The following is a 14920-nucleotide window of genomic DNA, read 5'->3' on the forward strand; positions in this document are numbered from 1 at the left end:
ATTTTTACAGTTATATAATTTACTTGAGTTAAATAAACATTTACTATGGTAGAGGAGGAAAAAGAAAATGGCTAAGAGTTTATTTGATAAGACATACATAGGAAAAATGAAATTAAAAAACAGAATTTTCATGTCACCTATGGGAACGACAGGAGAAGCTGATGGAGCTTACTGTAATGAAGGTATTGATTATTTTGAAGAAAGAGCAAAAGGTGGCGCTGGTTTAATTATTACAGGTGCTAACGTTGTTTCGACAAAATATGAACCAAGACCATGTACAGAACTTTCTGATTTCCATCATGTAGAAAGATTAAATATGTTAATTGAAAGATGTCATGCTTATGGTGCAAAAGTCTGTGTACAATTATCACCAGGTTTAGGACGTCAACAATTTACTGATCCTTTTACACCACCTTATAGTGCGGGTAGTGTAGGTGCATTCTGGTTCCCAGATTTAATTTGTAAACCTTTTTCAAAAGAAGATATTCATTATTTAGTAGAAAAAGTAGGGTACAGTGCTTCACTTGCTGTAAATGCTGGTGCGGACTGCGTTGAATTACATGCGTATGGAGGATATTTATTAGATCAATTCCATTCTGTTCAATGGAATAATAGAACAGATGAATATGGTGGAACACTTGAAAATCGTATGCGTTTTACATTGGAATGTATTGAAGCAATTAAAAAGAATGTTCCAGATACAATGCCAGTGCTTGTTAAATTTACACCACATCAAAGAGTAGAAGGCTTTAGAACCATTGATGAAGGTATTGAAATGGCTAAAATCTTAGAAGAAGCAGGGGTTGATGCTTTACATGTTGATACTGGATGTTATGAAGAATGGTTCCAAGCAATCACTACTGTTTATAGTAAAGAAGGATATAAATTAGATGTACAAAAAGCAATTAAAGATATTGTAAGTGTTCCAGTATTAGGTGATGGTAATTTAAAAGATCCTGAAGTGGCTAAAAAAGCTGTTGAAGATGGTATTTTAGATTATGTAGGACTTGCTCATCAAATGTTAGCTGATCCATATTGGCCTAAAAAAGTCAAAGCACATCATGAAGAAGATATCGCTCCATGTGTTGGATGTAATGAATGTTTACTTGCTGGATTTAGTGGAAAACACTACTATTGTGCGGTAAACCCATTATGTTATGCAGAAAAAGCTTATGCTTTACCACTTCCAAATGGTCAAAAACGTAATGTATTAGTTATTGGTGGAGGTCCAGCTGGCATGATGGCTGCCATTACTGCAAAACGCCGTGGTTTTGATGTTGATTTATATGAAAAAGAAGATAAATTAGGTGGAACTTTATGGCCTGCAGGTGGTCCTGATTTTAAAGCGGATGTTTTAAAATTAATTAAATACTTAGAAACACAATGTAAAAAACTAGATGTGAATATTCATTTAAATTCACCTATTACTAAAGACAATCTTGAAGGAGATTATGACAAAGTTATTTTAGCTGCTGGTTCAACTCCTGCTATGCCACCAATTCCAGGTATTGATACCACAGTTCTTGCGAGTGATTATTTAACACATCAAGCAACAGTTGGTAAAAAAGTCGTTGTTATCGGTGCTGGACTTGCTGGTACTGAAGCAGCTTGTGATATTGCAGGAAAAGATGGAGATGTCACATTAGTTGAAATGTGTCCAGATATCTTATTTACAGCGAACCATTGTTTAAATAATGATCAACATTTAAGAAAAATGGTTAAAGATCGTGGTGTTAAAGTAGAAGCAAACGCTAAAGTAACAAATATTACACCAACAAGTGTTACATTTGAAAGAGATGGACAAACAATGACGCTTGAATGTGATACTGTTTTAAATGCTGTTGGATTTAGACCTAATAATCAATTAGAAGATTTATTAGATGAAAAATATGATGAAGTTGCTGTTATTGGAGATGCTGTTGCACCAAGAAAAATTTTAACTGCAATTCATGAGGGATATCATGCAATCCGTGTGATGGAATAGGAGATATTAAAGATGATTAGTTTTGATTTAACAGGGAAAGTAGCGGTTGTTACAGGAGCTTCAAGTGGGCTTGGACAACAATTTGCAAGAGCATTAAGTGAACAAGGATGCGATGTCGCTATCCTTGCACGTAGAAAAGAAAGATTAGAAGAATTTTCTAAAGAATTAAAACAAAATGGACATGATTGTTTACCTGTTTCATGTGATGTTACAGATGAAGAAAGTATTAAAAATGCGGTTAAAGCTGTCGTCGATCATTTTGGAAAAATTGATATTCTTGTAAATAATGCTGGTGTTGTTGAATACTCAAGTGGTCTTCATGATCATACAACAGCCCAATGGGATAAAGTTTTAGATACAGATTTAAAAGGTGTTTTCCTCATGGCAAGAGAAGTTTCAACTATTATGATGAAACAAAAATATGGAAGAATTATTAATATTTCATCGGTTGGTGGTATTCAAGCTGGACCTGCTCAAGTAAGTTATTTTGCGGCTAAAGGTGGGGTTGTTAACCTTACAAAAGCCATGGCAGGAGATCTAGCACCTTATGGTATTCTTGTTAATGCGATTGCACCAGGTGTCTATGATACAGAAATGACACATGATGCTTTAGATGCACCAGGTTCTCTTGTTTTAAAAAACAGAGTAGCTCTTAAGAGATTTGGTCGTGAAGGTGAAATGAACGGAGCACTTATCTATTTTGCAAGTGACGCTTGTACTTATACAACAGGACAATTACTTGTTATAGATGGTGGAATGACAAGTATGCTTTAAAATGAAAAACAATATCCATGTGGATTGGATATTGTTTTTTTGCATAAACAAGAACATTTTTTGTGAAAAAACATAAAATAATAAGGTATGAAATTAGATAATTGTTCAATTGTATACAAAAATGCAATATTCTGTTGAAATAAAGAAAGCCCTTTGATATAATACAAAGGTACTTTAAAAAAGTTTAAGTAGGGAATTGTTAAAACTAGGAGGAAAGGGAAATGAACTTATTAAAGAAATCTTTATCTGTTCTTGCTGTTGCTGCAATGGCTGTATCCTTAGCTGGATGTGGTGGTTCAAGTAGCTCAAGCAAAAGTACAGAAAGTGGCGAAAAAGTATTTCGCTTTGGTCAATCTAATCCAAAAGTTGGTTTAGATATGCAAACTAACACTACCTCAGGGGCTTCTTCTGTTGCTGACAACGTATTAGAGGGATTATATCGTTGGAATGATGATAATAAAGAAGAATGTGTTCTTGCTAAAGATATGCCAGAGGTATCTGATGATGGATTAACTTATACAATTACACTTAAAAAAGGTGTTAAATTCTCAGATGGTTCTGATTTAACTACTGAAGATGTTAAATATACATTCGAAAGAATGTTTACACCAGCAACAGGATGTACAAATACATATATGTACAACATGATTACTGGTGCTCAAGATATGTTAGATGGTAAAGCTACTGAATTAAGTGGTTTTGAAACAGTTGATGATTACACTTTTAAATTACATATTGATTACAAATTTGCGCCATTTATTGCTAACTTAGGTATGGACTATGCTTCAATTTATCCTTCAGATGCATGTGCTGCTGCTGGTGAAAACTGGGGTAAAGGAACTAACTTAATTGGTACTGGTCCTTATGTAATTAAAGAAAATGATGAACAAACTAAAGTTGTAATGGTACCAAATAAAAAATATCATGGTAAAAAAGCTAACTTAGATCGTTTAGAAATTGTTTATATTGATGATGCAAGTACAAAAATGATGGAATATGAACAAGGTAACATTGATATGTGTGACTTAGATACTTCATTATTAGATCAATATAAAGATAGTGATTTAAAAGATGAAATTACTCAAGTAACTCCATTAGGTACATATTTCTTATCAATTAAAGATAATGATCCAGTATTAAGTAATAAAGCAGTTAGAGAAGCAATCTCATTAGCTATTAACCGTAAAGAATTATGTAGTACTGTATTAAATGGTGCTGCTGAACCAGCTTCATCATTCTTAAATCCAAGTGTTCCAGGTCATGATGACAAATTAAAAACTTATGAACATAACGTTAAAAAAGCTAAACAAGTTTTAGCTGATGCAGGTATTTCAAACCCTACATTTACTTGCAAAGTTAGACAAAAAGAAGAAAAAATCGCTACTGCATTACAAGCTTACTTAAAAGAAGCTGGAATTACTATGAATGTAGAAACAATTGATGCAGGTATTTGGTCTTCAGCTAGAGCTGCTGGTGAATTACAAGCTACAGTTCTTGGTTGGTTCCCATTATATGCAGATGCTGATAACCAAATGTATACTTATTACTATTCAGAAAACGCTGTAGGAAAAGGTGTATTCTACAATAATCCTGAATTCGATTCATTAATGAAAGAAGCTCGAGAATCAAATGATTCTGATAAACGTGTTGAATTATACAAAAAAGCAGATTATATCTTATCTCGTGATGATTATGGAACAATTCCATTATATTATGGTAAGTTACAATTTGTTGCTAAACCATATGTAAAAAATGCTAAATTAGGAAACTTAATTTATCATTTATATAACATTGATATTGATTTATCTAAAAAATAGTAAATGAAATTAAATAAGTGTTAATCATATATGGAATGCAGCAATGCATTCCATATATTTATTGTAGGAAAAAGGAGGAAAAATATGACGAAGTATTTACTAAAACGTGTATTACAAGCTATTGGTGTCGTTTTTTGTATTTCGTTAATCACATTCTTTGTGTTAAACATTGTGCCTGGTAATCCAGTTGAAATCATGTTAGGTGAGTTCGCTGATCAAGCAACGATTGCACGTGTTACACATGAAATGGGATTAGACCAACCAATTTATATTCAATATTTCAGCTGGTTAGGAAATATGCTTCAAGGAAACTTTGGAACATCATATTTCCAAAATAAACCAGTAATTGATATTTTAACAAGTTCATTTTTAGTAACGGCTAAGCTTGCTGGTATTGCTTATATATTAGCTGTTGTTTTAGGAATAGTAGTAGGTGTTGTGGCTGCCGTTAATCATGGTAAGTGGGTTGATTCAGCTTTAATGACAATTTCTGTATTTGGTATTTCAGCTCCCGCATTCTGGATTGCTATCATCTTACAAATTGTTATCTGTTTGAAATTTAATTTATTACCTTTATCAGGTATTGATAGTTTTAAATCATTTATCTTACCAGGTATTGCCTTAGGTACAAGATATGCAGCAAGTATTGCTCGTATTACAAGAACAAGTATGTTAGATGTTTTATCACAAGATTACATCCGTACAGCTGAAGCTAAAGGTTTAAAAGGTTGGGTTGTTACAATTAAACATGCTTTACGTAATGCGTTAATTCCAATTATTACAATTGCAGGATCTGATTTAGGAAACATCTTAACAGGATCTGTCTTAGTAGAATCTGTATTTTCAATTCCGGGAATTGGAAAAATGTTAGTAGATAGTATTAATACACGTGATTTACCAATCGTCCAAGGTGGCGTGATGTATATTGCGGTTATTTGTGTCATTATGTATTTAGTAGTTGATTTACTTTATACAGTAGTCGACCCAAGAATTCGTTTAGGAAAGGAGTCATCATAAAATGTTTAAAAAGAAAAAAGATCAAACATATCAAAGTTATTGGTCAATCAGTTGGAACATTTTCAAGAAAAATAAAGTAGCAATGGTATGTTTGTTCATCGTTATTCTTTTATGCTTAATTGCTTTATTTGCACCATTGATTGCTCCTTATGATCCAAACAAACAAGTTCTTACAGATCGTTTAATGAAACCTTGCGGACAACATTGGTTTGGTACAGATGATTTAGGAAGAGATATTTTTTCAAGAATTATTTATGGATGCCGTGTTTCTTTAAGTGTTGGTATCATTTCACAAATTATTGCGACAGTTATTGGGTATACGATGGGTGTTTGTGCCGGATATTTTGGTGGAAAAGTAGATTCTGTTATTTCATTTTTAATTCAAGTATTTTCATCTTTTCCATTCTTATTATTTGCGATGGCAATCATGTTCGTTTTAGGACCAGGTTTAATTAACCTTTACTTAGCGCTTGGCCTTTTAGGTTGGGCTTCAACAGCCAGACTTATCCGTGGGGATGTTATGCGTCTTAAAAAGATGGAATACATCGATGCATGTAAAGTCAGCGGTGGAAATAGTTTTAGAATTATTATGAAACATTTATTACCTAACTGTTTATCAACATTAATCGTTACTGTAACATTAGGTATTCCAAATGCAATTATGTCAGAAGCATCATTAAGCTTTTTAGGTTTAGGTGTTAAAGCACCAATGGCAAGCTGGGGTTCAATGATTAGTTTTTCACAACCATATATTCGTAGTGCAACATACTATTCAGTAATTCCAGGGTTAGCTATTATTATTACAGTATTAGCGTTCAATATGTTAGGTGATGGATTAAGAGATGCGCTTGATCCAAAATTAAGATCGTAAAAAGGGGAAAAGATATGAGTGAAAATAAAGAATTATTAGAAGTCAAAGATCTTGGTATTACCTTCTTTACAGATCGTGGAGCGCTTCCTGCTGTACAAGAAGTAAGTTTTAATATCAAACCAGGAGAAACTTTAGGAGTTGTTGGAGAATCTGGTTGTGGTAAAAGTATGACAGCTTTATCATTAATGCAATTAATACCATCTCCTCCAGGTAAAATTACTGCTGGTGAAATTATGTATAAAGGGGAAGATTTATTAAAGAAATCTCCTAAAGAAATGAGAGATATTCGTGGTAAAGAAATCTCAATGATTTTCCAAGAGCCAATGACATCTTTAAATCCAGTTATTACTGTTGGAAAACAAATTATGGAAGCTGTTTTAACTCATGAAAAAATGAGTAAACAAGAAGCTAAAGAACGTGCTTTAGAAATGATTAAACTTGTAGGTATTCCAATGCCTGAAAAAGTATTTGCTTCTTGCCCACATCAATTGTCTGGTGGGATGAGACAAAGAATCATGATTGCGATGGCACTTTCATGTAATCCATCATTATTGATTTGCGATGAACCTACAACAGCATTAGATGTGACTATTCAAGCACAAATCTTAAAATTAATTAATAAAATGAAAAAAGAATTAAATACAGCCGTATTATTAATTACACATGATATGGGTGTTATTTCAGAAATGGCAGATAATGTAATCGTTATGTATGCAGGTAAGATCGTAGAATATACAAATGTAGAAGATTTATTTAAAAATCCTTTACATCCTTATACTATTGGTCTAAGAAGATCAATCCCTGATATCGATAGCGATGATCAAGAAGAATTGGAAGTTATTCCTGGTTCTGTACCAATGCTTTATGAACTTCCAAAAGGATGTTTCTTCGCACCACGTTGTAAACATGCTAAAGAAATCTGTCATCAAGAATGTCCAGCAATGATGGAACATGGTGAAAACCATTTAGTTCGTTGTTGGAAATATCATGAAAGATGGAATAAGGAGGATGTAGAAAATGGAAAATAATCAAGACGTTTTATTAAAAGTAGAACACTTAAAGAAATATTATTCTATTAAATCATCTTCTTTAAGAGGTAAAAAAAGCGTTGTTAAAGCGGTAGATGATATTAGCTTTGATGTTAAAATAGGAGAAACTTTTGGGATTGTTGGTGAATCAGGATGTGGTAAATCAACAATGGGTAAAAGTGTAATCCGTCTAATTGAACCAACTGAAGGAAAGGTTATCTTAGATGGTCAAGATTTTACAAGCTTAAAAGGTAAAGAATTACAAGAAGCACGTGATAAAATCAAATTGATTTTCCAAGATCCTTATGCTTCTTTAAATCCACGTATGACAGTTAAAGATATTATTGCTGAACCAATTGATATCGCTAAATGTTATAAAACAAAAGAAGAACGTGATGCACGTGTTGTGGAAGTTATGAAACAAGTTGGTTTAAACTTAGATTACATGTATCGTTATCCTCATGAATTTTCAGGAGGACAAAGACAACGTATTGGGATTGCCCGTGCAATTGCTTTACAACCAAAATTGATTATTTGTGATGAACCTGTTTCAGCATTAGATGTTTCAATTCAAGCAAAAATCATTAACTTATTAAATGAATTACAAGAAAAAATGGGTATTGCTTATATCTTCATTTCCCATGACTTAAGTGTTGTAAAACATATTGCTGATAGAGTAGGGGTTATGTATTTAGGTAATATGATGGAAATGGCTGATACAGAATCACTTTATGCCAAACCATTACATCCTTATACTCAAGCATTATTTTCAGCAATTCCAAGAATCGGAAAAGAAAGAATTGAAGATAAACAAATCTTAGGTGGCGATGTGCCAAGTCCAGCCAACCCACCAAAAGGATGTCGTTTCTGTACAAGATGTCCGAAAGTAATGGATATTTGTAAAACAGAGAGACCCGATTTTAAAGAAGTAGAACCAGGTCATTTCTGCGCATGTCATTTATATGATAAAAAGTAAAAGGGGTATTATAAAATGGAAATGAATATTAACAAAAATGAATTAGTTGAATTATGTAAAGAATTTATTGATGTACCAAGTCCAGTTAGTTATTATGAAGAAGTTTTCCCTTTATTAGAAAAAAAAGCTGCTGAATTTGGATTAGAAGTAACTTATGATCGTAAAAGAACAGCTTACATTACTTTAGAAGGAGAAGATAATTCTAAAACAGTATGTTTGGGTGCTCACTTAGATACAATTGGTTTAGTTGTTCGTCATATTGATGATAACGGTCATTTAATTGTAAGACAATTAGGTGGTGTTAACTACCATAGTATGGAAGGTGAAGGTGTTACTCTTATTACAAGAGATGGACGCAAATATAGAGGTATGGTTATTTGTAAAGCTCACTCAGTTCATGTATTTGAAGATGCTAGAACAATGCCAAGAGATGAAGATCATATGGAAGTTATCTTACATGAAGATGTTCATTCTAAAGAAGAAGTTATGGCTTTAGGTATTGATCATGGTGATGTGATCTCTGTAGATCCTCATTTCGAATATACACCATCAGGATATGTTGTTTCACGTTATATTGATGATAAAGCTGCAGTTGCTGCATTAATCGAAATGATGGCTTACTTCAAAAGAAATAACTTAAAACCAAAATATCGTACATTATTAGCTTTCCCAATTTATGAAGAAATCGGACATGGTGGAGCTTATGTACCAGAAGAAGTAGAAGAATATGTTGCTTTAGATATTGGATTAATTGGGCCTGATTATCATGCTGATGAAAAAACAGTAAGTATCTGTGCTAAAGATAACTATTCTCCATATGACAGAGAACTTACTACAAGAATTATCAACCAAGCTAAAAAAACAAACTTACATTATTGTGTTGATGTTTTCTTCCATTATGGAACAGACGCTAATGCTGCAATTCGTGCAGGTAATAATGTTTATGCTGCAGCATTTGGTATGGCTGTGATCAATTCACATGGTAAAGAACGTTGTCATATTGATTCAATCGTAGATACAACAAAACTTGCGATTGCATATGCCTTAGATTTATAAAAAAAGCGGAGCTTTTGCTCCCTTTTTAAATGATTGATAACTGTATACAATATACAATTTTAATGGAATATACGTAAAAAAATCCCTTTATTTACTTAGAATGTATTTACAATAATACACATGGAATGTATAATTGTATACAATCGTAATAAGGGGGACGTAGAATAATGAATTTAGCGTATAAAATCTTAAGTACTAAACTTAAAAGTGGTGAGTTAGTCGCTGGTCAACAAATAGGGATTCAAATTGATCAAACATTAACTCAAGATTCAACAGGGACAATGGCTTATTTACAATTAGAGGCAATGGGAATTGAACATGTAGCGGTTGAAAAGGCAGTTGCATATATTGATCATAATATGTTACAAACAGGTTTTGAAAATATGGATGATCATGAGTTTATTCGTAGTGTAGCAAAAAAACACGGAATTACTTTTTCTAAACCAGGAAATGGTGTTTGCCATCAATTGCAATTAGAAAACTTTGCAAAACCTGGTAAAACATTAGTAGGATCAGATTCACATACACCAACATGTGGTGCGATGGGAATGATTGCTATTGGGGCAGGAGGATTAGATGTCGCTGTAGCAATGGCAACAGGTACATATTATTTACAATGTCCAAGTGTTGTTAGAGTGAATTTAGTAGGTAAAAAAGCAAAATGGGCTTCGGCTAAAGATGTTATTTTATATATTTTACAACAATTATCTGTCAAAGGTGGAGTTAATAAGATTATTGAATACACTGGAGAAGGTTTAAAAGAATTATCATTAACAGATCGTGCAACTATTTGTAATATGGGGGCTGAATTAGGGGCAACGACTTCTGTCTTTCCAACAGATGAAATTACTAAAGAATACTTAATTCAACAAGGAAGAGAAGAAGATTATGTTGAATTAAAAGCGGATGAAGATGCTACATATGATGAAGAAATCATCGTTGATTTATCAAAATTAGTACCATTAACTGCTAAACCACATAGTCCAGATGCAGTTGTACCAGTAAGTGAATTAAAAGGAATGAAAATTAATCAAGTAGTGATTGGTTCATGTACAAACTCATCACTTCCTGATATGTTAAAAGCTGCAAAAATCTTAAAAGGAAGAAGAGTAGCAACTCATGTATCACTTGTTATTGCTCCAGGTTCTTCTAGTATTCTAGCAATGCTTTCTAAATGTGGAGCTTTAGCGGATATGATTGCCTCTGGGGCAAGAATTCTTGAATGTGGTTGTGGACCATGCATCGGTATGGGGCAAGCACCACTTTCTAAAGGTGTTTCTTTAAGAACTATCAACCGTAACTTTAAAGGACGTTCAGGAACAAATGATGCTAGTGTTTATTTAGTATCACCTGAAGTTGCTGCTTTAAGTGCAATCAAAGGATATTTAACAGATGAATTTGAAGATGATATGTATTTAGACGATATTGAAAATACACCATTTGTGAAGAATAAGAATTTCTTTATTGATGAATATGATCCTCAAAATGAAGTTTATATGGGACCAAATATTAAACCAGTTCCTCGAGGAGATAAATTACCAGATACATTTAAAGGTAAAGTATGTTTAAAAGTAGGAGATAATATTTCTACAGACCACATTGTGCCATCTGATTCTAAATTACTCCCATATAGAAGTAATGTGCCACATCTTGCTAAATTCTCTTTCTGTAAAGTAGATGATCAATTCTATAATAGATGCATTGAAAATGGTGGAGGATTTATTGTTGGTGGAGATAACTATGGTCAAGGTTCTTCACGTGAACATGCAGCCCTTGTTCCTAATTATTTAAAGATCAAAGCAATTTTTGCTATTTCATTTGCAAGAATTCATCGTTCGAACTTAATTAATAATGGTATTTTACCACTTGTTATTAATCAAAAAGATTACGATTTCTTTAATGATCAAGATGAATATGAATTAATTAATTTATTAGATAGTGTTGAAAACAATAAAGATATTACTGTTATCAATAAAACAAATAATCAAACAATTACCGCAAAATTAAAATTATCACCAAGAGAAAAAACAATGATTCAATATGGTGGTCTATTAAATGCAATTAAAGAATTAGGAGGTGACTTTTAATGAAAGCAGTATTAATTCCAGGTGATGGAATCGGAAAAGAAATTTCACAAAGTGTTGTTGACATTACAAAAGCGATGAATTTAGATATTGAATGGGTAGAATATCAAGCTGGTGCAGAATATGCTGCTAAAACAAAAGAAGTCTTTGAACCAGGACTTGTAGATGCTATTAAAGAATATAAATGGGCATTAAAAGGTCCAACAGCAACACCTATTGGTACAGGATTTAGAAGTGTCAATGTTGCTTTAAGACAAAAATTTGCAACTTATGCCAATGTAAGACCAATTCGTTCTTTTAAAGGAATTGATTCTAAATATGAAAATATTGATTTAGTCATGATTCGTGAAAATACGGAAGATCTTTATAAAGGAATTGAATATATGGTGGGTGATGATGTTGCGCATGGTATTAAATTAATTACTAGAGAAGCCAGTGAAAAGATTTGTCGTTATGCTTTTGAATATGCAAAAGCAAATGGTAGAAAAAAAGTCACAGCCATTCATAAAGCGAATATTATGAAATTTACAGATGGATTATTCTTAGAATGTTTTAGAAATGTAGGTAAAGATTATCCAGAAATCGAAAAACAAGAAGTAATCATTGATAATATGTGTATGCAGCTTGTTTTAAGACCAGAAACATTTGATGTATTGGTTGCTCCTAATTTATATGGAGATATTGTTTCTGATTTATGTGCAGGTTTAGTAGGTGGATTAGGATTTGCTCCTAGTGGAAATATTGGAGATGAATACCGTATTTATGAAGCTGTTCATGGTAGTGCTCCTGATATTGCAGGAAAAGGAATTGCCAATCCAAGTGCATTGCTTTTAGCGTTTGCTTTAATGTTAGAAGCCTTAGGACAAAATGATCAAGCAAATAGGCTACGTGATGCACTTTCAAAAGTCGTAGAAGAGGGAAAAATTGTAACGCGTGATATTGGTGGACATGCTTCTACAAAGGAATTCACGCAAGCAATTATAGATAGGTTATAGTATGAAAAAAAATATTTTAGAAAATGCAGGACATGGTTCCTTAGGACATCGCATCTTTTGTATTTTAAGAGATAAGATTTTAAATGAAGAATATGAAAAAGGACAAAAATTAAATGAAGTTGTTCTTTCTAAAGAACTAAATATTTCTAGAACACCTATTAGAGAAGCTTTAAAACAATTAGAGTTAGAAGGATTAGTTAAAAGTATTCCTAATAAAGGAGTTTATGTATTAGGTTTTTCATCAAGAGATATTGATGATATGTTAGAAATTCGTGTTGTTTTAGAAAGTTTATCTGTACAACTTGCTATTGATCGTATTACTCAAGAAGAATTAGATAGAATTAAAGAAATCTATGATTTATTAGAATTCTATGCTGAAAAAAATGATCAAGAAAGATTTACAGAAGTAAACATTGATTTCCATGAAGCTATTTATAGAGCAACTCATTCACAATATTTTGAACAATTATTGTCAGATATTAACTATTATATTCATGTTACTTCCAGACATTCAATTAAACAACCAAATCGTTTAATTGAAGCAGCACAAGAACATAAAGAAATTTATGAAGCGATTGTAAAGAAAGATAAAGCACTAGCAAAAGCAAATGTTGAAAAACATATTAGAAAAACACAATCATTAGTAAGAAATTATTATGATGAAAAAGATGAAACGCAAGAGTAATGATTCTTGTGTTTTTCTTTTTAATAAAGTGCTATAATAAAAAACGAATTGGGGGAGAATTATGGAAAGAAAAGAGTTTTCAATTGCTCGTTTTTTAAGCTCTAAAAGTCGTTTTGATAATATTGTTTTATTAGAAGGATTTATTGTTGGTATTTTAGCGGGTATTGTGGGTGTTGTTTATAGATTGTTGCTTTCTTATGGAGAAAAGATGGCTTATTTTGTAGTGGATTATATCAAAAATAACACACTTCATTTATGTATTTGGATTGTATGTGTTTTAATTATTGGTTTTATTATTTCTAAGCTTTTAAAATATGAATCTTATATTTCAGGAAGTGGAATTCCACAAGTAGAAGCAGAAATGATTGATCAAATTGATGAAAAATGGTATAAAGTTATTCTTGCTAAAATGGTAGCAGGGACACTTTCTATTGTAGGGGGGTTATCATTAGGTAGAGAAGGACCAAGTATTCAACTTGGAGCAATGGTTGGTAAAGGACTAGCTTCTGCATTTAAAAGAATGAAACTTGAGGAAAAATATCTTTTAACGTGTGGGGCAGCAGCAGGACTTTCAGCAGCCTTTAATGCACCACTTGCTGGGGTGTTATTTGCTTTGGAAGAAATCCATAAAAACTTTTCACCACTGGCACTTGTTACTGTTATGGTAGCATCTTTAACAGGTGATTTTATAAGTAAAAATATTTTTGGGATGACCCCTTCACTTTATTTTCCACTTGCAGATACTTTGCCTTTAGGACAATATGGTTTTCTTATTATTTTAGGGATTATTGTTGGTGTATTAGGTGTTATTTATAATAAAACAACTATGTTTACTTTAAAACTCTATGATAAAATTACATTCTTGAAAAACAATCAAAAAATCTATATTCCTTTATTGATTTCTGTTGTTTTTATGATCTTTTATCCAGATGTTTTATGTGGTGGACATCATATTATAGATATTCTTCATGAAGGAAACTTTGTCTTAAGTACCATTTTATTACTTTTATTAATGAAATTTATCTTTTCACTTATTTCCTTTGGCTCAGGCACACCAGGAGGTATCTTCTTTCCTTTGCTTGTTTTAGGAAGCTTAATAGGTTGTGCGTATGCTTTAATTGTGACAACTTATTGTGGTGTTCCACAAATGTATTTTAATAACTTTATAGTTGTAGCAATGGCGGGATTATTTGCGAGTATTGTTCGTGCTCCTATTACAGGCATTGTTTTAATTGCAGAAATGTGTGGAAGTTTATCACAATTTTTACCAATTGCTGTATGTAGTTTTGTTGGTTATGTTGTAGCTAATATGATGAAATGTGAACCTATTTATCATAGTTTACTTAATCGAATGATTAAAAATGGCAATCATGAAATTTCCTTAGAAGAAAAAGAAATTCTCCATTATTCTGTAGAACTTGGTTCATGTTGTTTAGATTTACCAATCAAAGAATTAGGATTACCTAAAGAATGTATTATTATTTCTATTAATCGAGGAATTGAAGAAATTGTACCACGAGGAGATACAATTCTACATTTAGGTGATCATTTAACAATCTTAGTGAATAAAGAAAATAGAGAAGTGACAAAAGATATCTTACATAAATTTTTTACATTGGAAATATAGGTAATA

General features: G+C 32.2%; 12 protein-coding genes. All 12 read left to right on the plus strand.

The window, feature by feature from the left end:
• The first annotated feature begins 67 nt into the window (after positions 1-67).
• The 12 genes from C7U54_RS09855 (at position 68) to C7U54_RS09910 (ending at position 14914) form a co-directional block, all read left to right on the plus strand.
• The gene (locus C7U54_RS09855) at positions 68-1984 is read left to right on the plus strand and encodes an NAD(P)/FAD-dependent oxidoreductase (protein ID WP_107030187.1); all 1917 of its coding nucleotides are present in this window, start codon (positions 68-70) and stop codon (positions 1982-1984) included.
• 12 nt (positions 1985-1996) lie between these two features.
• Positions 1997-2758: an SDR family NAD(P)-dependent oxidoreductase gene (locus C7U54_RS09860; protein WP_107030188.1), complete on the plus strand. Its 762-nt coding sequence runs from the start codon at positions 1997-1999 to the stop codon at positions 2756-2758.
• Positions 2759-2979: 221 nt separating this feature from the next.
• The gene (locus tag C7U54_RS09865) at positions 2980-4575 is read left to right on the plus strand and encodes an ABC transporter substrate-binding protein (protein WP_107030189.1); all 1596 of its coding nucleotides are present in this window, start codon (positions 2980-2982) and stop codon (positions 4573-4575) included.
• Positions 4576-4659: 84 nt separating this feature from the next.
• A complete protein-coding gene (locus C7U54_RS09870; protein ID WP_022001690.1) occupies positions 4660-5592 on the plus strand; it encodes an ABC transporter permease in 933 nt (310 codons plus the stop codon).
• Between the two features lies 1 nt (position 5593).
• Entirely contained in the window at positions 5594-6463 is an 870-nt protein-coding gene (locus C7U54_RS09875) for an ABC transporter permease (RefSeq protein ID WP_022001689.1), read from the plus strand.
• Between the two features lie 14 nt (positions 6464-6477).
• Positions 6478-7491, plus strand: a complete 1014-nt coding sequence (locus tag C7U54_RS09880) for an ABC transporter ATP-binding protein (protein ID WP_022001688.1) — start codon at positions 6478-6480, stop codon at positions 7489-7491.
• Positions 7481-8467 carry an ABC transporter ATP-binding protein gene (locus C7U54_RS09885; protein WP_107030190.1) on the plus strand — a complete coding sequence of 329 codons (987 nt, stop codon included), beginning with the start codon at positions 7481-7483 and terminating at the stop codon, positions 8465-8467. The genes C7U54_RS09880 and C7U54_RS09885 overlap by 11 nt, the downstream gene beginning before the upstream one ends.
• A 15-nt stretch (positions 8468-8482) precedes the next feature.
• Positions 8483-9523 (plus strand): M42 family metallopeptidase, encoded by a 1041-nt coding sequence (locus C7U54_RS09890; protein WP_107030191.1) that lies wholly within the window; start codon positions 8483-8485, stop codon positions 9521-9523.
• A gap of 167 nt (positions 9524-9690) precedes the next feature.
• On the plus strand, positions 9691-11610 hold the full coding sequence (locus C7U54_RS09895) for an aconitate hydratase (protein ID WP_107030192.1): 1920 nt from the start codon (positions 9691-9693) through the stop codon (positions 11608-11610).
• On the plus strand, positions 11610-12602 hold the full coding sequence (locus C7U54_RS09900) for an isocitrate/isopropylmalate dehydrogenase family protein (protein WP_107030193.1): 993 nt from the start codon (positions 11610-11612) through the stop codon (positions 12600-12602). The genes C7U54_RS09895 and C7U54_RS09900 overlap by 1 nt, the downstream gene beginning before the upstream one ends.
• 1 nt (position 12603) lies before the next feature.
• Positions 12604-13287 (plus strand): GntR family transcriptional regulator, encoded by a 684-nt coding sequence (locus C7U54_RS09905; RefSeq protein WP_107030194.1) that lies wholly within the window; start codon positions 12604-12606, stop codon positions 13285-13287.
• A gap of 61 nt (positions 13288-13348) precedes the next feature.
• The gene (locus C7U54_RS09910; protein ID WP_107030195.1) at positions 13349-14914 is read left to right on the plus strand and encodes a ClC family H(+)/Cl(-) exchange transporter; all 1566 of its coding nucleotides are present in this window, start codon (positions 13349-13351) and stop codon (positions 14912-14914) included.
• The last annotated feature ends 6 nt before the right edge of the window (positions 14915-14920 follow it).

The organism is Faecalibacillus intestinalis (genome assembly GCF_003024685.1).
GTDB classification, from domain to species: domain Bacteria; phylum Bacillota_I; class Bacilli_A; order Erysipelotrichales; family Coprobacillaceae; genus Faecalibacillus; species Faecalibacillus intestinalis.

Coding starts and splice junctions, on each gene's coding strand:
- C7U54_RS09865 (WP_107030189.1), top strand. CDS start 2,980: ATGAACTTATTAAAGAAATCTTTATCTGTTCTTGCTGTTGCTGCAATG.
- C7U54_RS09900 (WP_107030193.1), top strand. CDS start 11,610: ATGAAAGCAGTATTAATTCCAGGTGATGGAATCGGAAAAGAAATTTCA.
- C7U54_RS09905 (WP_107030194.1), top strand. CDS start 12,604: ATGAAAAAAAATATTTTAGAAAATGCAGGACATGGTTCCTTAGGACAT.
- C7U54_RS09870 (WP_022001690.1), top strand. CDS start 4,660: ATGACGAAGTATTTACTAAAACGTGTATTACAAGCTATTGGTGTCGTT.
- C7U54_RS09910 (WP_107030195.1), top strand. CDS start 13,349: ATGGAAAGAAAAGAGTTTTCAATTGCTCGTTTTTTAAGCTCTAAAAGT.
- C7U54_RS09880 (WP_022001688.1), top strand. CDS start 6,478: ATGAGTGAAAATAAAGAATTATTAGAAGTCAAAGATCTTGGTATTACC.
- C7U54_RS09855 (WP_107030187.1), top strand. CDS start 68: ATGGCTAAGAGTTTATTTGATAAGACATACATAGGAAAAATGAAATTA.
- C7U54_RS09885 (WP_107030190.1), top strand. CDS start 7,481: ATGGAAAATAATCAAGACGTTTTATTAAAAGTAGAACACTTAAAGAAA.
- C7U54_RS09895 (WP_107030192.1), top strand. CDS start 9,691: ATGAATTTAGCGTATAAAATCTTAAGTACTAAACTTAAAAGTGGTGAG.
- C7U54_RS09890 (WP_107030191.1), top strand. CDS start 8,483: ATGGAAATGAATATTAACAAAAATGAATTAGTTGAATTATGTAAAGAA.
- C7U54_RS09875 (WP_022001689.1), top strand. CDS start 5,594: ATGTTTAAAAAGAAAAAAGATCAAACATATCAAAGTTATTGGTCAATC.
- C7U54_RS09860 (WP_107030188.1), top strand. CDS start 1,997: ATGATTAGTTTTGATTTAACAGGGAAAGTAGCGGTTGTTACAGGAGCT.